The organism is Tamlana sp. s12, assembly GCF_016767215.1.
GTDB classification, from domain to species: domain Bacteria; phylum Bacteroidota; class Bacteroidia; order Flavobacteriales; family Flavobacteriaceae; genus Pseudotamlana; species Pseudotamlana agarivorans.
Map to the genome: position 1 here is coordinate 2,417,390 of NZ_CP068547.1, position 22,077 is coordinate 2,439,466.

The 22,077-nt window shown below is 29.8% G+C and carries 17 protein-coding genes; 3 read left to right on the plus strand and 14 right to left on the minus strand.

Annotated elements, in window-relative coordinates:
• Nucleotides 1-1,065, minus strand: coding sequence for a CDP-glucose 4,6-dehydratase (gene rfbG / locus JJL45_RS10585; RefSeq protein WP_068604021.1), 1,065 nt, complete (start codon nt 1,063-1,065; stop codon nt 1-3).
• Nucleotides 1,050-1,817 (minus strand): glucose-1-phosphate cytidylyltransferase, encoded by a 768-nt coding sequence (gene rfbF, locus JJL45_RS10590; RefSeq protein WP_068604019.1) that lies wholly within the window; start codon nt 1,815-1,817, stop codon nt 1,050-1,052. Before rfbF ends, rfbG begins: the two co-directional genes overlap by 16 nt.
• A gap of 614 nt (nt 1,818-2,431) precedes the next feature.
• Here rfbF and JJL45_RS10595 point away from each other — a divergent pair.
• Together JJL45_RS10595 and JJL45_RS10600 are read left to right on the plus strand one after the other, a co-directional pair.
• The gene (locus tag JJL45_RS10595; protein WP_068604017.1) at nt 2,432-3,736 is read left to right on the plus strand and encodes a carbamoyl-phosphate-synthetase; all 1,305 of its coding nucleotides are present in this window, start codon (nt 2,432-2,434) and stop codon (nt 3,734-3,736) included.
• A gap of 129 nt (nt 3,737-3,865) precedes the next feature.
• The gene (locus JJL45_RS10600; RefSeq protein WP_068604015.1) at nt 3,866-4,639 is read left to right on the plus strand and encodes an SDR family oxidoreductase; all 774 of its coding nucleotides are present in this window, start codon (nt 3,866-3,868) and stop codon (nt 4,637-4,639) included.
• A 157-nt stretch (nt 4,640-4,796) separates the two neighbouring features.
• Here the strand turns inward: JJL45_RS10600 and JJL45_RS10605 are convergent, their stop codons facing one another.
• Nucleotides 4,797-5,945 carry a glycosyltransferase family 4 protein gene (locus tag JJL45_RS10605; protein WP_068604013.1) on the minus strand — a complete coding sequence of 383 codons (1,149 nt, stop codon included), beginning with the start codon at nt 5,943-5,945 and terminating at the stop codon, nt 4,797-4,799.
• A 590-nt stretch (nt 5,946-6,535) separates the two neighbouring features.
• On the opposite strand from JJL45_RS10605, the gene JJL45_RS10610 reads away from it, so the two are divergent.
• The gene (locus JJL45_RS10610; protein WP_068604011.1) at nt 6,536-8,350 is read left to right on the plus strand and encodes a right-handed parallel beta-helix repeat-containing protein; all 1,815 of its coding nucleotides are present in this window, start codon (nt 6,536-6,538) and stop codon (nt 8,348-8,350) included.
• 237 nt (nt 8,351-8,587) lie between these two features.
• Here the strand turns inward: JJL45_RS10610 and JJL45_RS10615 are convergent, their stop codons facing one another.
• The 11 genes from JJL45_RS10615 to JJL45_RS10665 all read right to left on the minus strand — a co-directional run bounded on the left by JJL45_RS10615 (nt 8,588) and on the right by JJL45_RS10665 (nt 21,632).
• A complete protein-coding gene (locus JJL45_RS10615) occupies nt 8,588-9,652 on the minus strand; it encodes a glycosyltransferase (RefSeq protein ID WP_068604009.1) in 1,065 nt (354 codons plus the stop codon).
• Between the two features lie 11 nt (nt 9,653-9,663).
• Nucleotides 9,664-11,181, minus strand: a complete 1,518-nt coding sequence (locus JJL45_RS10620) for an oligosaccharide flippase family protein (protein WP_068604007.1) — start codon at nt 11,179-11,181, stop codon at nt 9,664-9,666.
• A 109-nt stretch (nt 11,182-11,290) separates the two neighbouring features.
• Nucleotides 11,291-12,397 (minus strand): EpsG family protein, encoded by a 1,107-nt coding sequence (locus JJL45_RS10625; protein WP_068604006.1) that lies wholly within the window; start codon nt 12,395-12,397, stop codon nt 11,291-11,293.
• A 20-nt stretch (nt 12,398-12,417) separates the two neighbouring features.
• Nucleotides 12,418-13,293, minus strand: a complete 876-nt coding sequence (locus tag JJL45_RS10630; protein WP_068604003.1) for a glycosyltransferase family 2 protein — start codon at nt 13,291-13,293, stop codon at nt 12,418-12,420.
• Nucleotides 13,286-14,383, minus strand: coding sequence for a glycosyltransferase family 1 protein (locus JJL45_RS10635; protein WP_068604002.1), 1,098 nt, complete (start codon nt 14,381-14,383; stop codon nt 13,286-13,288). Before JJL45_RS10635 ends, JJL45_RS10630 begins: the two co-directional genes overlap by 8 nt.
• Before the next feature lie 58 nt (nt 14,384-14,441).
• Nucleotides 14,442-15,833: a phenylacetate--CoA ligase family protein gene (locus JJL45_RS10640; protein ID WP_068603999.1), complete on the minus strand. Its 1,392-nt coding sequence runs from the start codon at nt 15,831-15,833 to the stop codon at nt 14,442-14,444.
• A 4-nt stretch (nt 15,834-15,837) separates the two neighbouring features.
• Nucleotides 15,838-16,785 (minus strand): glycosyltransferase family 8 protein, encoded by a 948-nt coding sequence (locus JJL45_RS10645; RefSeq protein ID WP_068603997.1) that lies wholly within the window; start codon nt 16,783-16,785, stop codon nt 15,838-15,840.
• A 74-nt stretch (nt 16,786-16,859) separates the two neighbouring features.
• On the minus strand, nt 16,860-18,140 hold the full coding sequence (locus JJL45_RS10650; RefSeq protein WP_068603995.1) for a nucleotide sugar dehydrogenase: 1,281 nt from the start codon (nt 18,138-18,140) through the stop codon (nt 16,860-16,862).
• A 2-nt stretch (nt 18,141-18,142) separates the two neighbouring features.
• On the minus strand, nt 18,143-19,522 hold the full coding sequence (locus JJL45_RS10655; RefSeq protein ID WP_068603993.1) for a nucleotide sugar dehydrogenase: 1,380 nt from the start codon (nt 19,520-19,522) through the stop codon (nt 18,143-18,145).
• Between the two features lie 4 nt (nt 19,523-19,526).
• Nucleotides 19,527-20,522: an SDR family oxidoreductase gene (locus tag JJL45_RS10660; RefSeq protein ID WP_068603991.1), complete on the minus strand. Its 996-nt coding sequence runs from the start codon at nt 20,520-20,522 to the stop codon at nt 19,527-19,529.
• A 54-nt stretch (nt 20,523-20,576) separates the two neighbouring features.
• Entirely contained in the window at nt 20,577-21,632 is a 1,056-nt protein-coding gene (locus tag JJL45_RS10665) for an NAD-dependent epimerase (protein ID WP_068603989.1), read from the minus strand.
• Nucleotides 21,633-22,077: the final 445 nt, after the last annotated feature.

The window sequence follows — 22,077 nt, forward strand, 5'->3', positions numbered from 1 at the left end:
CTAATTTTGAAGAAATTCCTTTATTTGGATTTGGCAAAGGGATAAAGCGTCTTCACCTTCTGAAAATGCTTTATACCAATCTACAATTTGAGTTACTGTTTTTTCCATACCCCACTTTGGTTGCCAATCCAAATCCTGTCTAGCTTTAGAAATATCCAAGCGAAGTAAACCTGCTTCATGAAAAGCATCATTGCCTTCAATTTTATAGGATGCTGATTCTCCCCATCTGTTACAAACTTTATTGATAAGAGATTCAACCGTTTTAATATTATCATCATCAGGGCCAAAATTATAACTTGTTGCTAGTTTTTTGTTAGCTGATAATTTCCAAATAAGTTGTAAATATCCTCCCAAACAATCAAGAACATGCTGCCAAGGTCTTACAGCTTTAGGGCTTCTTATTATAACCTCTTTACCAGACTGGATAGACCTAATAAAATCGGGTACTAATCTATTAGCCGCCCAATCACCACCTCCAATAACATTTCCCGCTCTTGCTGTTGCTATTACAGTTTGAGAATCGGTGAAAAAAGAATCGCGATAAGATTGAGTAACCAATTCAGAACAGGCTTTACTGTTGGAATATGGGTCATGCCCTCCTAGGGTATCTGTTTCACGATAGCCCCAAAACCATTCGTTGTTTTTGTAAACCTTATCTGTGGTAATATTAAGACAAACTTCTACATTTGGTAATTGACGAACAATTTCAAGTAAGTTTGCTGTTCCCATAACATTTGTTCCATATGTTTGAATAGGGTTTTTATATGATTCAATAACCAGTGGCTGAGCAGCCATATGAATTACTATTTCTGGATTTGCCTTTACCATGGCATCTTGTAAAGTAGAAAAGTCTTGAATGTCCCCTATATGAGAGTTCATCTTTTTTTCTAAACCAGTAAAATCGAATAAATTTTGTTCTTGATCAGGGGAAAGTGCATAACCAGTTACTTCTGCTCCAAGAGATTGTAGTAATAGAGTCATCCATGAACCTTTAAAACCAGTGTGTCCTGTTAAAAAAACCTTCTTTCCCTTAAAAAAATTATCATATACTACCATGTTTTCCATTTCGCAGTGTTGTTACCCCACATTTCCTCTAATTGATTTTTATCTCTTAGTGTGTCCATTGGTTTCCAGAATCCCGTATGTTTAAAAGAGTAAAGCTCTTTGTCTTCAGCCATTCTTTCTAGTGGTTTTCTTTCAAAAATAGTAGAATCATCCTCTAAATATTCTAATACCTTAGGTTCACAAACAAAGAAACCTCCGTTAATCCAACCGCCATCACCTTTAGGTTTTTCAAGAAACTCACTAATACGGTCTCCATCCATTTTTAATGAACCAAACCTTCCATCAGGTTGTACAGATGTCATGGTTATACATCCAGAATGGCTTCTATGATATTCTTCTAAAGCTTTAATATTTACATCAGATACGCCATCACCATAGGTAAGCATAAAGGGTTCATTACCAATATACTTTTTAGCTCTTAGTATTCGACCACCTGTCATACTATGCATTCCTGTATCTAGAAGCGTAATCTTCCAAGGTTCTGATTTATTATCATGTATTGATATTTTATTATCTGCCAAATCCACTGTGATATCGGAATTATGCATAAAGTAATTTGCAAAGAACTCTTTAACAACATACCCCTTATAACCCAGTAGGACCACAAATTCATTAAATCCATAATGGGAATACATTTTCATAATGTGCCATAAAATTGGCTTTCCTCCAATTTCAACCATGGGTTTTGGCTTCAAATGTGTTTCTTCAGAAATACGTGTTCCAAGCCCACCGGCTAATAATAAAACTTTCATTTTGTAGAAAAAATTAAACGTTAATTCAAAGGTTAATTATTGAGAAATCATATTAAATTATGACTGAAACAAATCTAATTACTTTTTAGAAATGTTTACTCGATCATCTCATGTTTTCGATTAAAGCAAGAAAAACTCTTTGAGGTACACATTATTTTTAAATGGACTGTAGATAATCCTATTTCTATGCCTTTATTCGATAATTATAATATTGCTTTATTAAATTATTTAGTTTTAGACCTTGAAAAATAAGGTTGGGTTTTAATTGTAATTTAATCAATATTTGAGTTAATGAAGTCGACCATCTTAATGCAAGGTTTTAGAGTGGATTTCGTGAGATTGAATATGTTGAGAATTCAAACCCTTATAAATAATTGATTTCATATAATTTTATAGGTATAGCGAAATGTGTTCATAGGAATTGTTTTTACTAACTAACTTCTTAATACAGGCTATTGTTCATATCTATTGAAATAAACTAACTAGTTAGAATTTATAGTGTATAGGTTAAGTAGGATTATTTTAAAGTACTATCGATTTACGACTTTGTATAAAAATTTTTCGATCACAACCCTACCACTTTTAAGTTAACAACATATTAATAAATATAGTCTATGCAAAAAAAACTAATAATACTTGGCGGAAACCCTGAAACAGGAGTTTTGGTAGATATTGCTGAGTCCATGGGGGTTTATACCATTGTTATTGATCCAAACCCTAATGCTCCTGCAAAAAAAAGAGCATCTGAAACCTATGATATAGATGGTTTTGATGTCGATAAAATTGTAAGTATTGCTAAAGAAAGAAATGTAGATGCCGTATTAGTTGGAGTTGCTGACATTCTAGTAAAGCCATATCGCGAAATTTGTGAGAAATTGAATTTTCCTTGTTATGCTACCGAGAAAGCGGTAGAGGCTTTTTGTAGTAAAGACGGGTTTAAACGCTATTGTGAAAAGTATGGTATACAAGATATCCCTGGGATTTATTTAAAAAGCGGTTCTGAAATAAGAAAGCCAGATAACATTAGTTATCCATTGATAGTTAAACCTGTGGATAGTGGAGGAGGAGTTGGAGTGAAGATTTGTCGAGATGAAGAAGATTATATTGCTACAGTAGAAACAGCCTTGAAGTATTCTAAAAAAGGAGTGGTATTGGTTGAAAAATATATGGATACTAATTGTGATGATTTAGCGGTGTATTATACTTTTAGAAATGGTACCCCTTATCTTTCTGCAACTTTTGATAGGCAACTTACAAGACTACAAGGAGATTCTAGTCCAATAGCCTTAGGTACCGCATATCCTTCTAAATATACTGATAAGTTTGTTAAAAATGTACATCCAAAATTATGCACCATGTTTGAAGGTTTGAATATACAGGCTGGGGTACTTTGTATTCAGTTTTTTGTTGAAAACGGCGAGTTTTATATTTATGATCCTGGATTTAGATTACAAGGAGAAGCGCCCCATATACATCTAGAGGCTATAAATGGTTTTGATCATAGAAAGATGCTTATTAACTATGCTTTTACGGGAATTTTTGGTGATGATGATTTTCCTATTAAAAATGACTATAAGTTTAAAGGTAAATTTGCCAGTTCAATTTGGGTACTATTAAAAGGAGGTAAAATTGATAAGGTTGAAGGTATAAATGAAATAAAATCTAATAAGAATGTAACTTTTGTTGTAGAACGGTTTAAAGTTGGAGATACTGTAAAAGAAGAATTTTTAGGCACGGAAAGACAGATTATTTATAGAATTTATGTTAATGCTGATTCTGTAAATGAAGTCAATCAAATAATCGAAAACTTCAAAAGCACTTTAAAGATTACCAATTCGAATGGAGAAAACATGGTTTTAGAATGGTTAAAGCCTTGGAGTGAAAAAGATTACGTTACTAATTGTAAAAGTTTAATTTAAATAAAGAATAAAATACACACATTAAAAGGAATGTTTTGAGATGCTATTGTTATGGTTTTTAATTTTATATGTTATTATAATTCAAGTAAACTCAAATAGGTCCTTTAATGTTGTTTATAAAACAAAAAAATGACAAAAAATATATTAGATTCATTTAATTTAGTTGGAAAAAAAGCTATTGTTGTAGGTGGAGCAGGAGATCTTGGAAAAGCAATGGTTGAAGCTTTATCGCAAGCAGGAGCTCAAACTGTAGTTATTGATTTTGATGACCGTGTATTTGAAATATGCGACAATTTCAAAAAAAACGGTCTAAATGTAAGTGCTATAAAAGCAGATGTTAGTAAAATTGAAGAAATAAGAGAATCATATAGTGCTTCATTAGATATACTTGGTGGAAAAGTAGATATTTTAATAAACTCAGCTGGAATACAAAGGCGATATCCAAGTGAAGATTTTCCAGAAGAAGAGTGGAGTAAAGTTATAGCTGTTAATTTAGATGCCACATTTTACTATTGTAAATATGCAGGTAACACTATGTTGAAAAATGGTGGCGGAAAAATAATAAATATTGCTTCCATTATGAGTGTTTTAGGTGGAATAACAATACCGGCATACGCAGCATCTAAAGGAGGAGTTGGGCAATTAACAAAAGCGCTTTCAAATGATTGGTCTGCTAAGGGGATTTGCGTTAATGCCATCGCACCCGGATATATGGACACTCAGTTAAATACAGCTTTGATTAATGACAAAAAAAGAACGGATGAGGTATTTATGAGGGTTCCAATGAAAAGATGGGGGAATGGTGATGACCTAAAAGGTTTAGCTGTGTTTTTATCATCTTCTGCAAGTGATTATATTACTGGTACTATAATCCCAGTGGACGGTGGGTATTTGGGAAGGTAATATGTCTTAAATATAGTTTTTTTTTATTAAAATGAAGTCATTTTAGAAAAAGTTATTATTATAAAAAAACATACCCCGAAAAAGCATTTGTTGCTAAGTTTCGGGGTTTATTTGTTTGTGTTTTTGTTAGTGTGGAGCTAGAGTATGTATTCTATTGTTATAAATTATTATATTCTTCTAATAAAGCATCCCAAACTTTTTGACGCTCGTATTTAGAAACAATATTAATTCTTGATTCCTTTCCCATCGTTTTACCTTCACTCTGGTTTTTAAAAATATAAATCATAGCTTTTTGTATCGCTTCTTCGTCTTTTACCGGGATGATAAGGCCGTGTTTTTTATGTTCAATGATTTCATTGCAACCATTAATATCTGAGACAATACTTGGTAATTCCATGGCTCCTGCTTGCATTACAACATTAGGAAAGCCTTCTCTATAGCTAGGAAATACTAAACAATTTGAAATAGCAAAATAACCTCTCACATCTTCAACAAAACCTGTAGATATAATGTTTTTGTTAGTATTTATTATATCAGTAGTTTCTGGATTAAGCGGGTCTAAGTGGTTTTCATATGGACCAATTAAAAGCAGTTTAGTATTTTGAGATTGTTTATTGAATTCATTAAAAGCTTTAATTAATTCATTTATACCTTTATCCGTCACTAATCTACCAACAAAGATGAATACGTAATCTGATTTAGAAATTGATAAGCTATTTTTAAGGTTATCAATATACTCATTCGAATAATTAACGGAATCAAAATAAGAAGTATCTATGCCATTAGAACTTCCGTTAGCAATAACTTTTAGTTTTTTTTTATTGGTAAATTTATGATTTAGAATAATTGTTTCTAAACCAAAAGAATTAGGGTATATTTTCGTTGCACACGAATATGTTATTTTCTCTACGGCATTTAATAATATTCTTTTTAGACCTGATGCCTCAACAAGTGGCAAGCCTGCTATGGTATGTAGTCTATTTGGTACACCAGATAATTTTGCAGCAAGCATGCCTAATGTTCCTGCTTTTGGTGTATGTGTATGTACTATAAACGGTTTCTCTGTTTTAAAAATTTTATAAAGTTTGTAAACAGCTTTTAAATCTTCAAAAGGTGTTATTTTTCGAGTCATTTCTACAGGGATTGTTTTAACACCTTCGGAAATCCCGTAATCTTCCAATGTTGTACCGCCAGTTGATGAAACGACTGTCATTTTATAATAAGATGACATAAATTTAATCTGCCCCTTAAGTAAGCCTTTAAGAGAGCTAGGTACAGTAGTGATTCGTATAATTTTTTTATTCATAAAAATAGCTGAATGGTCCTTTAGAATATACAAGCAAATATATAAAAGTAATTAGTTCTGTGAGTTATTTCTATCAACTCTACTTTTAATTTGATACATGAAATTTAGATTGAATGGTAGATGTTTCAATTTTCTATTTAATCAGACGTTGGATATAAGTTAATGTTACTCAATCAAATGTATTTTGTCGATGTTTTTGGTTTTGGTTGTTTTAGTTCTTAACTATCTTTTTGTCAGTTATTTACGACGTTTGATTCTATTTGGTGTGATCTAAATATAGTTTGTTTTTTAATTTATTCAATAACAATTTAATTTTAAAATTAATTCATAAAGTGCTGTTTACTAGTGTGTTAATGGTTTTTGAAGCTTTGATGTAAAATTATTTTCAAAAAATGTAATCCAATATTGTGGATTAACCGTAGTTATTATATTTGATTATTGTAACAGAATTTGTATTTCGGCAAATAAAATATACATTTAATCGATTTTTTTATTTTAAATATGTATTTTGCCGAATAAACAAGTCTTTTTATCGAAATCAAATAAATAATTAATGAATATCAATTTATGTTATCAAACTTTTTATTATTATGAAGAAAAATTTAAATCAAATGATGTTAGTTTTATTTTTAATGCTAGTCACGTCATCTTGCAACAATGAAGAACTTTTTGTTGAAGACATTTCAGAAGAAAATATTGAAAATGAATCTGATGAAGATTCAAACGAAGAAAATATTGCTGACGCCACATCTCCTTGTGATTTTTTGTTAGGTAATATAGAAGCTAATAGCAAGATAATTATTGATTGTTTAATTGATTTAGAAGGCAAAGAGATTTCTTTACCCCCAAATGTATCAATTGTTCATGAAGGAGGAGATATTACAAATGGTAAATTAAATTTTACCGGTGGTGGTAATATTTCTAGTGAATTACTTAATGAAAATTTGGGTGTTAGTGGTGAGTCTGTAGAATTAAATAAAAACGAGTTTAACTTTAAGCCAGAACGTTGGGGTATAGTTGAAGGAAAGGTTTCAGATGAAGTTGCAAATAAAAATAGTGACATTATTAGAGAAACTATATTATTAGCTAAGGAGTATGGGGTTGACACCTTTGTTATTGATAAAATGGATGCATACTTTGGGCCAAATGGCGATTCTTATAATGAAGCCATTAGACTTCCTTCTAACTTTCATCTTAAAATGACTGAAAATACAAATTTAAGAATGCAACCTAATGGATTGGAAAGGAATGCTTTATTATTTTGCTGGAAGGAAGATAAAGTAACAATTTCCGGAGGAAAACTATGGGGAGATCGTTATACACATGATTATACAGCTGTTAACGGTTCACATGAATGGGGTACTCTCATTAGATTTAAAGGTGTTCATAATGGTATTGTTGATAATGTTGAAATGCATGAAGCTACAGGAGATGGGTTTGTGGTATTAGGGGTATCAGATAGAAACCCAGATGGTTCATTAAAACCTGGTAAAATAGAATCCTTTAATGTTACTGTAAGGGGTTGTTTAATTAAGGATAATCGTAGAAATAATGTGACCATTGGGGATGGTACAAATATTTTTATAGAAAATAATACTATTATAGGAGCAGGAGGAGGAAATTCAGGTACTAAATCGGATGGTACATCACCTCAAGCAGGAATAGATGTTGAAGCCCGTGAAAAAAAGGCCCCAGACGGAAATTCTATATATGAATGGCAGAAAACAGATAATCTACATATAAGACATAATGTTTTTGAAGACAATTATGCTGGTGATATTGGATTATTAAGTGGTGAAAATACTTTTATATATGAAAATACTTTTAGAAGTCAAAGGGCTATAGGGACTGCAGGTTCTTTTAATTGTAAAATTTATAATAATATCTTTGAAAGGCCAGATGGCATAATATCTGACTCAAAAGCTATTAATCTTGAGCCTCGATATTGGGATAACGGTACTCAAAGAGTTACAGATTTTGAAGTTTATAACAACACGATCATTGGATATCAGTATGCAATTTTAGCTGGAGGAAAGAATCATACATTTACAAATAATACTATTACTAATTGTAAAGCTGGTATTACATTATTAAATTCAGAAGATTTAAAATTTGACAATAATGTTATTTCAAGTAATATAGAAACCTCAACAGGTTATGTTACGTTTTCAGTAGAAACAAATATTAAAAATGCTAGTATTAAAAATGGCTCGACTTCTGTGAAGGGCAGAGATTTATATTTTTCATATAAAAATAACAATCAAGCAGGAAGTATTACCATTGATAATGTAACATTCAATGGAGAGATTTCCTTTAGATCGGTACAAGGTGTAACACTTAAAAATAGCTCATTTGCTAATATTAGTATTACAGATTGTAGTCCTGTACTTATAAATAATAATTGACTATTTATATAGGTAACAATTTATAAATAGCGAAAGTATTAAAATCTCAGGTTATAAAAATTAATCTGAGATTTTTTATTGATTAATTTTTAGAAAAGAATTGTAGCCTATCCCATTTTAGGACACCTCTAAATTCGACAAAAAATTGTTTTCTTGCTCGGATTTGGGGATTAAATTTATTTCATCTTCAAATTTGGGCATAAATTCTACAGGGGACCTATAAATGTAAATTATAGATTAATTTAAAACATTAATCCATTTTTCATAAAAAGTTTTGTTGTTAAACCTTTGAGAATTTACTCTAGCATTATTAGATAGTTCTTTATACATTTCTTTTGAGGTAATAAGTTGGCTTAAAGCATATGCATATTTATTGACATTATCAAATTTAACTATTAAGCCAGAATTATTTAATAATTCTAAAGGTCCCTCACAATTGTCAAATACAATTGCAGGTAATCCAATATGTTGGCTTTCTATTAAGACTAATGGTGTAGCTTCCATTCGAGAACATAAACAATAAATGGATGATTCTAAATACTTTTCTTTGATATTAGAAATTCTATCATTTATAATAATTTCATTTTTAATGTTATAAGAATCAATAATTTCATGAAGTTTTATTTGCTCCTTTTCCGATAATCCAACTATTTCTAATTTCCAATCGTTCTTATCCAATAAACTCCAAGCTTTAATTAAATAATCAAATCCCTTAACATGAATATTATTCCCTATCGCAAGTACTTTTTTATTTGTGTATAACTCCTCTTCTAAATAATTTAATTCTTCATCAATGGTGATAGGGTTGTAAATTAAAGAGGTTTTACTTGAAGGAATATTATATAATGAGCACCAATCTTTCACCTCTTGCTGAGACAGTAATACAAATTTATTAGCTCTTTTGGATGCGTAATATCTAGATATTTTAAACAAAATTTTATTAAAGTTTTTCGAAAGAGAGAAATGCTCCCAAACAATTAGTTTAGTCTTTTTAGGCATAAAAAGGCTTTGCATCATTACAGAATTTGAATCTAAACTAATATAATAGTCACATAAATTATCTTTTAGTTCCTTAAATATCTGTTTATTAAAATCAATTAAACTTAATGGCATTATGGACCATTTTGATTTAATTTTTTTGATTTTAATTTCTGATTTCATTTTAAAAAAAGGCTTTTTGTCGTCAAGTACGATGATAGTTATATTATACTTTTCTACAAGACCATTAACTAATGTTATTAATACTCTCTGCGTACCGCCAGCTGCAGATAAAGTGTTTATAAAAAACGTTATATTTTTCATAGTGTAATTATCTATTTTTTAATTTTAATCACTTTGGAAAGTAGAGAATTAACTAATCCTTTTTCGTAGCTATTCATAGCTACAAAGTATATCCAAATTGTTGAAAGCAATATAAATAATGAAATTTTAATGGCTAGGTTATACCAACTACCAGAATTAAATGAAATTAAGTTTATTAAATAGGCCGAAATAATTACTAAAGGGATAGAGAAAATATTTCCTTTAAGCATAGAGGTTGCATAAGTTTTTATGTTCAGTCCAATATGTTTTTTAAAATAATAATTATTGTAAATATTTTGGCCTAAAATAACAGACGAAGCAATTGCAATTGCAATTCCAATGCTATCATAAATATCAACAAGGAAAACAGCAACAATAACACTAACAATGGCTAATGCAGTGTTGATTTTTATTTTATGCACATGTAAATTATAGGCTTCTAATATAGAATTTCCAACATTTTGTAATGAAGGGGTAGTTAATGTTATCATTATCATACTTGCAATAACCCAGGAATCTTCATACCCATCACCAATCCATAGTTTTATAAATTGGTTGCCAAAAAATAAAAACCCAAACAACATATTTGATATAACAAACCATTGGATTCGGCCAACTTTAACCATCAAATTATTTAGTTCAGTATGAGAGGCTTTATTTACATACATTTTAGTTGCAGTTGGTAAAAACAAGCCAGATATTGCAGAAGACATAGTCATATAATAACTAATAAATAACATAGCAATTGCAAAAACGGCTATTTCTTCAGTAGTTGATTTAATTCCCAATATAGTTTGGCCCGATCTCCAATAGAGTTGGTCCATTAAAAGACCTAAAAAAATCCAAATAGAATAGGAGAAAATTTTGGAGACATACTTTTTATTGAACTTCGAAAAATTAAATTTCACAGGAATTTTTATTCGAATAAAAATATAGTAGGTTAATAAAACTAATAAGTTAAAAACAGTATCAATGATAACTATTCCTAATGCTTTACCACCAGATTTCAGGACTATTATAATGGTTATAGCTCTTAATAAAATTCTAGCATAATTTAGAATCTTAGGAAAATTAAACTGCTCGTATGCCATAATAATGCCTACTAGAGCACCGCGTATCATGACCCAAATTAAATTTAAAAGCATTAACAAATACATTACTTTAAATAAAACCAAATCATCTGCAGATAGATTATCAAAAAAATAATCAAAAGTTACATAAAATACGAGGCCAATTAATGTAATAACGACTGCTAAACCAGCGTAAATTCCTAGATTAGTAGCAATAAAGGATTCCTCCTTATCTTTATCGTTTTCATGTCTATATTTTGAAACAAAACGTACTGTTGTTGGTGTTAAACCAAAGTCTAATAGAGCTAAATATCCAATTAATGATCCAACCAGCATATATAGTCCATATTCAGACTTCCCTAAACTTGATAGGATTAACGGTGTTAATCCAATACCTACAATAATATTGGTAAAAATTGTTAAATAGGAAACAATAGAAGCTGTCTTAATTTGGCTCATTTACTTATAATTATATTTTATTTTAATTTTTTACAACATTTATATAAAATATTTTATAAAATCCTAATTTATATAACAATGGAGTTAAATTTTCTATTTTTGATAAATGTCAAGGGAAAAGTATAATATTATTTAGAATAAAAAATCCTATCAAAACTAGTGTTGAAATATAGATTTTTTTAGTTGGAAATGTTTCATTAATAGTATTAAATAATAGTAACGGTATAACAATCCAACTGTAAATACCAAACCGATCGGAAAAAGGGATATAAAAATTAAAAAAGAAAACCGATGAACTCAAAATATAATATTTAATCAAAAATGAGTCTCTGTAATTCCAGTTCGTAAATTTTAGAAAGAGGACAAGAAAGAATGTATTATATAAGACAAAATCAAACCGAAATCCAATTTTATATGTTGTATCTCCAACATAACTTAAATTTTGTAAGTCTTCATTTCCTAAGGTTGATAAATATGGGATAGCGTGGAAACCAAATCCAACTAAAGATAACAATATTGCTAATGCATAAAAGGCTATATAATATTTAACTTCAATCCTATCAAAATAGTTGATTATTAAAAAGAGTACAATTGGAATAATGGCAGTTCTGTGGAGAAGGTATGCAACTACAAAATAAAATATGAATTTCATGGTCTCTCGTTCTAAAATAGAATAAAGTGCTAATAAAATAAAACACATAGAAAGTCCATTTCTTATAATATTTATTTCCATGGATAAAAAAGAAAAGCTACTTGCTAAAGTTAAAAACAAAATTAAACTACTTCCTTCTTTTCCGTAATCTGTAAATTTGCGAATAAAAATATATAATGAAATATTCATTACAGCGGCTACCAATAATAAAAATATAGTGAAATTGCGATGCCAAAAAGAAAAAGAAGCTATAACTTCAAATAAGAAATCTGATTTTAAAATAGTGAAGATTTCAAAGTAACTCCGGGCTTGTGTTGTTATTTTGATAAAATAAAAATTAAAATAATTACTGGTGTCAGTGCCAATATCGTATTTACGAGTGCCAATAAATATAATTAAAAAAACTACGAAAGTTATTAATATTCTTTTATCATTCTTGATAAACTTCTCTTTTTCAGATATTAATAGTTTTAAGACTAAAGTCCCAAATAAGATGTAAAACACTAGTACAATCCTATATATAAATATAAAATCATCTTCCGTATAATCTCCAAATACTTCCATAGGATTAATCAGAATATTGCTTATTGTTGAGTGTCAATTAATATTTTTTTATACCATATCTTATCTCTATTAGATAACTTGAAAGATCTTTTGGTTATTAAAACAGATGTAAATCCAAATAAAAAAAAACAAAAATACATGAACACTTTTATTAAACTAAAGGTAGTACGTTTTAATGTATAGATTAGGCCTGTTTTATTAAGATATTTCCAATAAGTTATAATAGAATAGCGACTTGATTTTAATCGTTTAATCATTGATGACGTACTAGCTTCTCTATAAAACAATAAAGGTTCCTTTATACTTGTAAAGTTACTCTCTTCTACGGTTCTAACCCATAATTCAAAATCCTGAGCTCTTTTTAAATTTTCATTGTACTTATTTTTCTTAAACCAATTTGATTTACCAGTAATTGTAGGGTGTGCAGCCCAAGGCCCCTGTAGAGCTACTTTAAAGGTGATTTTGTTTAAAGCAGTCCCTTTTCTCAATCCAATGATTTCATTATTGTTGTCAATAGCAATTAAGCCAGTACCTAGTAAGTCTACTTCAGGATTATTCAATAAATACTCAACCTGTGTTTTTATTCTATCTGGAAACATAATATCATCAGCATCCATTCTTGCATAAAACCTTCCTTTTGCAAGATCGGAAAGTTGATTTAATCGTTTAGGAAGTCCAAAATTTTCTCCATCACTAATTACGGTTACTCGTTTATCATTTTGTTCAAATTTTTTTACAATTTTTAATGATCCATCAGTACTGCCATCATCTATTAATAAAATTTCAAGATTAGTGTATGTTTGGTTTAAAGTTGATTTAACAGAATTAAATAAATATTTTTCCGCATTAAAAAAAGGAATACCAACTGTTACTAGGGGGGGCGTAAGATTATCCATAAATACGTTCAAGTTTCTTTACACTCTGGTTTATATTAAATCCTTTGTTAGTTAGTATTTCTAACCTTTTATCAGAATTTACTTTTTTCTGTTTTAATAATTCAACCAATTTTGTTTCCCAGGTAGAGAAGTCATCATCAAGTCCCGCAAAACTGACTAAATTTAACCCCATGTCAACTTCTGGTGAGATATTGGTTGAAATTAATGAAGGTACACCTGTAGCTTGAGTCTCTACTAATACTACAGGAAACCCTTCATGAAATGAAGGCATAATCATGGCATCTGTACCTGCTAAAATGTTTGGAATATCGGAACGAATCCCTAAAAATTTAACATAATTATTAAGTTTTTTTTCTTTTACCAATTCCATTAATTCATTTTCTAGAGGGCCTGCACCAACAATAGCAATTACAAAATCATACCCTTTTTTAGTTAGATATTCTATGAAATTTATGGTGAAACTATGATTTTTTACCGGTGAAATTCTTCCTATTTGGGTAAGTACAATAGTGTCATCATTAAGATGCAATTCTTCTTTTAAGAATTGTCGATTTATAATTCTATTATTAGAAAATTTTTCTATATCAATGGCATTTAGTAAATGTTCAATATTGTGGTTTTTTGGAAATAAAAAATTTCCTGCAGCCTCTCCACATGCTACAAAATGTGTTGAAAATTTTCTCATTAAATTTCTCGAAATATTCTGATAAAACTTACCGTATAATGTTTTACTATTCACATCACTTGTATTGTGTGAATGTGATATTCTCATGTTTATTTTAGAAAAATAAGCCGCTAAAACATGAAAACCATTGCTAAATAGCATATGACAGTGTACTGCGTGAAACGGTTTTTCTTTTGTTATCAGCTTTGAAAGTTTTATTGTTCGCGAAATCGGATTAGAAGTATTAATTCTAAATATTCGACCACCCAAGCTTATTATTTCATCATCATAATCACATTTAGAATCTTTAAAGTAAACAAAATCAAATTGATACTTTGATTTGTCTAATTTTCTATACAAATTCATCAACATGGTCTCGGCACCAGCTCGATCCATTCCTCCAACAATATGTAAAATCCTTTTCATGTACAGCTTTTTATTATTCTAACATTGTGCCCCCAATTTATATTGGAAAAAATATTGGTTACCATAGATTGCTATTAATGTTTAAAGAATTTTTTATCAATCTAAACTTACCACTTTTTTCTACTGATATGTCATCAACATATTTTAATATGAGTTTCATTTTATAGCCCATTCGATCTCTTAGGTTCTGTAAAAATAATTGTTCATTCGAATTCGAGTATTTTGATTGGTCTGCAACGATAAGTATTATAAGTTCTTCCAAAGAATTTTGCTGAATTTGAAATTTTACAATACCATTTACTCCTTTTAGACAATTAGAGATATTTCCTAAATTAATTTTTCCAGTTTCTTCTGAAAATATAAAATCTGAGCTACGACCAATAATTTGTTTTACTAGTGGGTTGTTGTTTCCACACGTACAAGTTTTATTACTTAGTTCTATTTCATCTCCAATCTCATATCTGATTAACGGTGTTCCATGAGTATTAAAAGAAGTTACTACTAATCTACCTTTAACTGTTGGTAAATTATCTTTATCTAAGACTTCAAATACACCGCTTTGCAATTCTAAATGTAGATTTTTATTTATACATTCTAGGATAAATGGAGCCCCTTCCGAGGAGGCGTATTGATTATAAAGTTTTGTTTTAAAATATCCTTCTAATACATTTCGAATTTCTGGTGTTATAGTTTCCGCAGTAGGAAATATTGCTTTTATGGTATCGGACGGAAACTCAATTTGATTAATTTTACCATACTTGGCAATTTCGTACATTGTTGATGGAAAGCCAACCATAAATTCAGGTTTAAATTTTATTAGGTTTTGTATATAGTGTTTTAAATATTTTTCGTGAATATGAAAAGTTGAATAGTAACGCACCTTATGAAAATAGTCAGTTTTCCAAAATCTGTTTTTTTTTATATCTCCTTTTGAAAGCAAATTTTTTCCACTAAACCATGCGGTTTTTTTACCTAATTTATATCCAAATTTACTTCTAAAGTTATCTAGTATAGCAAATCGTTCTTGAATATCAGTTGACGTGTATAATACTTCAAATGATTTTCCTGTTGTTCCTCCTGTTTTTGAAGAATGTCCATTATCTCTATTTATAGTGTTTACTTTTTCAATATTAATTCTCAATATTTCTTTATTTACAATGGGTAAATCTGCAATATTTTCAATTTTGGTGGGGTTTAAAATATTGCTGTATCTAGATTTGTAAAAATCTGAATTAGATAAAGTATGTTTGATAAATTGACTGTATTTTTCCTTTTGGATACCTAGTAAATCATTTAATGACAGATTATCATTCATTTTATAATGTTCTAAAAATTGATAATAATTTTTTGAATATCGTTTTTGATATGAAAGTATGTTATAAAATGTAACAATTAAGTTTTGGAGATTATTGGGGGCACACTTATATATTTTGTCTTTTAGATTATTCATAATATCATTTTAACAGTGAATAAAAAACATTGAATGGTAATATTTTAAATAAAAAAGCTGCGATTTTCAGATTCCGTTTTCGTTTGTCTTCTTGAAGCTTAAAGTTATTCCAAGGGGTTTTTTTGAGGTACATTAAATACTTCTCAGTTAAGGGGTGTTCAGAGCCTTTTACCCATGGGCGTTTAATAAATGAAGGGGTCAAATGAACAAGAATAGGATTATTTATAGCTTCTTGCAATTCATCATTACTATAAAAAATTTTCATGCCAAATAACTTTTCAATTTGTGGTTTTGTCATTAAATAAAATGGTGTAATGCAGTTGTATTTTGGAGGTAAAGTATAAAAATCATCATGAAACAATGCATTTATAACTGCTTGGTCATTACTATATTTTACCTTCCGATTGAGGTAAGTTTTCATATATTCCTCAACCCTAACAATACTTTTTTCTTCTCTAAATTTCTTTAGATTCATAATTAGCATTCCAGAATTATAATATTTTTTATCTAAAGGAATACCTATTGACGATTTATGGTTAGCCGTTATTACATCAGGTACTCCAGCAAAAGAGTAGTTGTCAATATTAATGTCCCATAATGCGTTAAAAGAACCTAAAACTAAAACATCACAATCTAAATAAATTACTTTTTCTATGGTTTCTGGTAATAATTTTGAAAGATAAAGCCTTGCATATTTGTTAATTTTATCAACTTCAAAAATAAAATCTCCAACTAATTCTCTTGATTTTTCAAAATCATAAAAATTGCAATTTGCAGCATTGGATTCAATCATGTTTTGTAGTTTATTCTGGCTATCAAGCGAAATTCCAACAGAAATAATATGAAATGTAAGCTTTGATTCTTCTCCATTATTTTCTATAATAGAAATAATTGCAGTAGCTAAAAAGGGTACATAATTTTCATCGCTTGACAATGCCACATGTATATCCATATCAATTTTTCTAAATTAAATTATTCTTTTAAAAGTGAATTTTATTTGAATTATCTATAGTCAAAATTTACATTTTATAACCTACCATTTACACCGTCTTTAAGGATGCCTTTTACATCATATAAAACTCCATTTGGATTCAATAAAGATTTCCAATCAACATTTAAATACTCTTTATGAGCAACGGTTAAAACAATAACATCGAATTTGTTGTCTGGTAATTGCTGTATTGTTTCTAATTTATATTCGTGCTTAACTTCATCTGGATTTGCCCATGGATCATAAATAGTTATATTGGTTCCATAACTTTTTAATTGATTAATAACATCTACGGCTTTCGTGTTTCTTACATCCGGACAGTTTTCCTTAAATGTAATTCCTAGGTTTAAAATTTTAGCGCCTTTAATACGAATATCATTTTGAACCATAAGTTTAATGATTTCAGAAGCAACATATTGGCCCATACTATCATTTAATCGGCGTCCAGCTAAAATGATTTCAGGATGGTATCCAACTTCTTGTGCTTTTTGTGCTAAATAATAAGGATCTACACCAATACAGTGTCCGCCTACTAACCCTGGTTTAAATGGTAAAAAATTCCATTTTGTTCCAGCAGCTTGTAGAACAGCATGTGTGTCAATATTCATTAAATTGAATATTTTAGCCAATTCGTTTACAAAGGCAATATTTATGTCTCGCTGAGAGTTTTCAATAACTTTTGCAGCTTCAGCAACTTTAATAGTAGGAGCAAGGTGGGTACCAGCAGTAATAACACTAGCGTATAATGCATCTACTTTTTTACCTATATCCGGTGTAGAACCTGCAGTAACCTTTAATATTTTATCTACGGTGTGTAATTTATCTCCTGGATTAATACGTTCTGGAGAATAACCTGCATAAAAATCTTGATTAAATTTTAAGCCGCTAATTTTTTCAAGCACGGGAACACATTCATCTTCAGTTACACCTGGATAAACCGTAGATTCATAAATAACAATATCTCCTTTTTTTAAAACTTTCGCAACCGTCTCGCTAGACTTGTACAAAGGGGTTAAATCTGGTCGGTTATTTTTATCAATAGGCGTGGGAACCGTAACGATATAGTAATTACAAGATTTTAGGTCTTCTAAATTCGCAGAAAAATAAAGTCCGTTATCATTGTTTATATCCGTTTTTAAAACGGCTTTTAAAGTATTCGAATCAACTTCCAAAGTAACGTCATTACCTTCCGATAATTCATTAATTCGCTTTTGGTTGATATCGAAACCAACAACATCATATTTTGTTGCAAATAATCTAGCTAGCGGTAAGCCAACATATCCTAATCCAATAACTGCAATTTTATCTTTATTCATTTTTATTTACCTATTGCGTAATATTCAAAACCAATTTTGTTCATGTCAGCTTTATTTAAGATGTTTCGTCCATCAAAAATGAATGCTGGTTTTTTCATGTCATTGTAAATTTTATTCCAATCAAGTGTTTTAAATTCATCCCACTCTGTCATGATAGCTACTGCATGTGAGTCTTTTAATGCTTGGTAAGGAGAATCGGATGATTTTAAAAGTTGTTCATTTTCTTCTTGAGTCCGCGTGTTTAAATAGTTTAAATCCAATTGAATTTTTTCTTTAGAAACTTTTGGATCGTAAACTACAACTTCAGCTTGTTCATTTAATAAATGATCTGCAACATAAATTGCGGCAGATTCTCTAGTATCATTTGTGTCTTTTTTAAATGCCCAACCTAGCATGGCTATTTTTTTTCCCGATACGGTATTATATAATGTTTTTATTAAACGATCTGAGAATCGCCTTTTTTGGTGATCGTTCAAAATAATTACTTGTTCCCAATAATCGGCTACTTCATTTAAACCATAAGTTCTTGCTATGTAAACTAGGTTTAATATGTCTTTTTGAAAACATGAACCTCCAAATCCAACAGAAGCTTGTAAAAATTTAGATCCAATTCTAGAATCCATCCCAATAGCTTTTGCCACTTCATTAACATCAGCTTCTGTGTGTTCACATAATTCAGAAATCGCATTAATTGAAGATACGCGTTGCGCTAAAAAAGCGTTGGCAGTAAGTTTTGATAATTCTGAAGACCAAACGTTGGTCCTCAATATCTTATCTTCTGAAACCCAACTACCGTATATGTTAGCTAAACAATCAATCGCTTCGTCTGATTCACCTCCAATAAGTACACGGTCTGGAGTTAACAAATCTTGAACCGCTGTTCCTTCAGCTAAGAACTCTGGGTTGGATAAAATATTAAAATTCACATCGCTACCAATATTTTTCAAAATGCTTTTAATGGCTTGGGCAGTTCTTACTGGTAGGGTTGATTTTTCAACAACTATTTTATCAGATTTAGCAACTTTAGCGATATTTCTCGCACAAAGTTCTACATACTTCAAATCTGCTGCCATACCTTTTCCTATACCATAGGTTTTGGTAGGCGTGTTTACTGATATAAAAATCATTTCAGATTCATCAATAGCTTTATCGATTTCGGTAGAGAAAAACAGATTTTTTCCTCGTGTTTCTTTAACTATTTCAGCTAAACCAGGTTCGTATATAGGGAGTTTAGAAACATCACTATTATTCCAAGCGGCAATACGCGCTTCATTAATATCTACAATAGTGACTTGAATGTTTGGGTTTTTTTTAGCGATAATAGCCATGGTCGGACCTCCAACATATCCGGCACCAATACAACATATTTTATTTATTTTCACGAAATTATAGGTTTTTTGAATACCAATTTACGGCTTCTTTTATACCGTCACTAATATTAAATTGAGGGTTATATTTTAATAGTTTTTTCGCTTTTCCAATGGACGCTAAAGAGTGGGGGATATCTCCTGCTCGATTTTCACGATGTTTTATTTCAATGTTTGCAATTGATTCATCTAAGCTTACTAAATGCTTTTTTAACAAAGTTGCTAATTCTAAAAGCGTAGTTCGGTCACCATATGCAACATTGTATACTGTATTTAATGCAGCTTCGTTAGTTGTTGTTATAGCTAGAATATTCATTTGAATTACATTGTCTATATATGTAAAATCTCTTGAATAACTACCATCACCATTGATTATAGGGGATTCATGATTAAGGAATTGTTTAACGAATAATGGGATTACTGCGGCATAAGCTCCGTCTGGATCTTGTCGTTTACCAAAGACATTAAAATAACGCAAGCCTATGGTATCTAATCCATAAGTTTTTTGAAATATATCTGCATACAATTCATTTACATATTTGGTAATAGCGTAGGGGGATAATGGTTTTCCAATAACATCTTCTACTTTAGGTAGTGCTTCATGGTCTCCATAGGTAGAAGAGCTTGCCGCATATACAAAACGTTTAACTTTAGCATCTCTAGCCGCTACAAGCATATTTAAAAACCCAGAAACATTAACATCGTTTGTTGTAATAGGGTCGTTAATTGACCTTGGAACCGAGCCTAAAGCAGCTTCATGAAGTACATAATCGACATTTTCACAGGCTTTGTGGCAATCTTCAAGGTTTCTTATATCACCTTCAATAAGGGTGAATTTAGAGTTGTTTAGAAATGGTTGTATATTTTTAAGCTTGCCTGTTGAGAAATTATCCAAACAAACAACAGATATATTATTGTTGAGAAGGTTCTCGCATAAGTTTGAACCGATAAAACCAGCCCCACCAGTTACTAAAACGGTACTTGATTTAATTTTAGTTAATTCTTGGTCAATCATATTGTTAATTAAACTTTTCTATAAGGTTTTGATTAATAAGGAATAATAATTTTATCATTTCTGATAGTAACTTATGTACCAATCTATAAACGATTTGACTCCTTCCTTAATAGAAGTGTTTGGTCTATAATCATAATCGTTGATTAGCTCATCTACATTGGCCCAAGTTCGCTCTACGTCTCCAGGCTGCATTGGTAGCATGTTTTTAGTTGCAGTAATACCTAAATTACATTCAATTTCTTTAATGAAGTCAAGGAGTTTCACAGAATTATTATTTCCTATATTATATAATTTATAAAATTCATTATTTTTAATTCGCTCTTCTGGTTTTTTTTCTATAATGCGTACAACTCCCTTTGCAATATCATCTATGTAAGTGAAATCTCGTTCTAAATTACCATGATTAAAAACCTTAATTGGTTTGTTTTTCATAATAGCATCTGTAAATAAAAACATAGCCATATCTGGGCGCCCCCATGGACCATAAACAGTAAAAAATCTAAGCCCTGTTGTTGGAAGTTTATATAAATGGCTATATGTATATGCCATTAATTCATTACTTTTCTTTGTTGCAGCGTAAATACTTATTGGTTGATCTACATTATCTTCAGTGGAGAAAGGAATTTTTTTATTTAATCCATAAACGCTCGAACTACTTGCATATACCAGGTGCTTTATTTCAAAATTTCTACAACATTCTAATAGATTCAGAAAACCTACTACATTTGAGTCAACATAAGACTCGGGGTTTTCAATGCTATATCTAACTCCTGCTTGAGCTGCAAGATTACAAACAATATCAATCTTATTCTTTTCAAATAAATTAGGAAGTTCTATTCGATTTTCTAAATTCATTTTCACAAAAGAAAAATTGTTTTCATTGCTACTATATAATTTATTTGATATAAATGAATTGCAAGTATTTATTCCTAACTCTTTTAATCTTGCCAATTTCAGGTTTACGTCGTAATAATCATTTAAGTTATCTAAACCAATAACCTCAAAACCTTTAGCTACTAATATTTTTGATACATGATAGCCTATAAATCCTGCAGCACCGGTTACTAGAACTTTTTTTCCAACTACTTTGGCGGGGTCTTGTGGAAGCATTTAAATTGGGGATTTTTGTTTAACGGAAACAAATATGAAAAAAAATATTACACCAAAAGAGATTATTATACTAAATAGATGTTTTTCACGATAAAGTGTTCATATTAATTTATAAATGATTTTAATCGGGAAAACCTCGCTTATCAGCTAGTTTATTTTTTCTTTAATTAATGAAGATTCCTAATGTTTAAAAATTACTTTCACTATTTAAGATAGGGATAATTATAATATGATTTTTAACTGTATTAAATCAATAGTTTAAGTGTATAATAAATTTTATTATTAAAAATATCAGATTGTTTTTTCGTTAAAAAACTTTTTTTTCAGTTGTAAAAAAAACAAAATTGTAGTTAACCGATTATAATAACGCTTTTGGCGAATTAACTGAATTGTAGGAGTTGTGCATTGAAACAATTAGTAAATTTACAAAGTATAATACAAATTT

Coding starts and splice junctions, on each gene's coding strand:
- rfbG (WP_068604021.1), bottom strand. CDS start 1,065: ATGGAAAACATGGTAGTATATGATAATTTTTTTAAGGGAAAGAAGGTT.
- rfbF (WP_068604019.1), bottom strand. CDS start 1,817: ATGAAAGTTTTATTATTAGCCGGTGGGCTTGGAACACGTATTTCTGAA.
- JJL45_RS10595 (WP_068604017.1), top strand. CDS start 2,432: ATGCAAAAAAAACTAATAATACTTGGCGGAAACCCTGAAACAGGAGTT.
- JJL45_RS10600 (WP_068604015.1), top strand. CDS start 3,866: ATGACAAAAAATATATTAGATTCATTTAATTTAGTTGGAAAAAAAGCT.
- JJL45_RS10605 (WP_068604013.1), bottom strand. CDS start 5,945: ATGAATAAAAAAATTATACGAATCACTACTGTACCTAGCTCTCTTAAA.
- JJL45_RS10610 (WP_068604011.1), top strand. CDS start 6,536: ATGAAGAAAAATTTAAATCAAATGATGTTAGTTTTATTTTTAATGCTA.
- JJL45_RS10615 (WP_068604009.1), bottom strand. CDS start 9,652: ATGAAAAATATAACGTTTTTTATAAACACTTTATCTGCAGCTGGCGGT.
- JJL45_RS10620 (WP_068604007.1), bottom strand. CDS start 11,181: ATGAGCCAAATTAAGACAGCTTCTATTGTTTCCTATTTAACAATTTTT.
- JJL45_RS10625 (WP_068604006.1), bottom strand. CDS start 12,397: ATGGAAGTATTTGGAGATTATACGGAAGATGATTTTATATTTATATAT.
- JJL45_RS10630 (WP_068604003.1), bottom strand. CDS start 13,293: ATGGATAATCTTACGCCCCCCCTAGTAACAGTTGGTATTCCTTTTTTT.
- JJL45_RS10635 (WP_068604002.1), bottom strand. CDS start 14,383: ATGAAAAGGATTTTACATATTGTTGGAGGAATGGATCGAGCTGGTGCC.
- JJL45_RS10640 (WP_068603999.1), bottom strand. CDS start 15,833: ATGAATAATCTAAAAGACAAAATATATAAGTGTGCCCCCAATAATCTC.
- JJL45_RS10645 (WP_068603997.1), bottom strand. CDS start 16,785: ATGGATATACATGTGGCATTGTCAAGCGATGAAAATTATGTACCCTTT.
- JJL45_RS10650 (WP_068603995.1), bottom strand. CDS start 18,140: ATGAATAAAGATAAAATTGCAGTTATTGGATTAGGATATGTTGGCTTA.
- JJL45_RS10660 (WP_068603991.1), bottom strand. CDS start 20,522: ATGATTGACCAAGAATTAACTAAAATTAAATCAAGTACCGTTTTAGTA.
- JJL45_RS10665 (WP_068603989.1), bottom strand. CDS start 21,632: ATGCTTCCACAAGACCCCGCCAAAGTAGTTGGAAAAAAAGTTCTAGTA.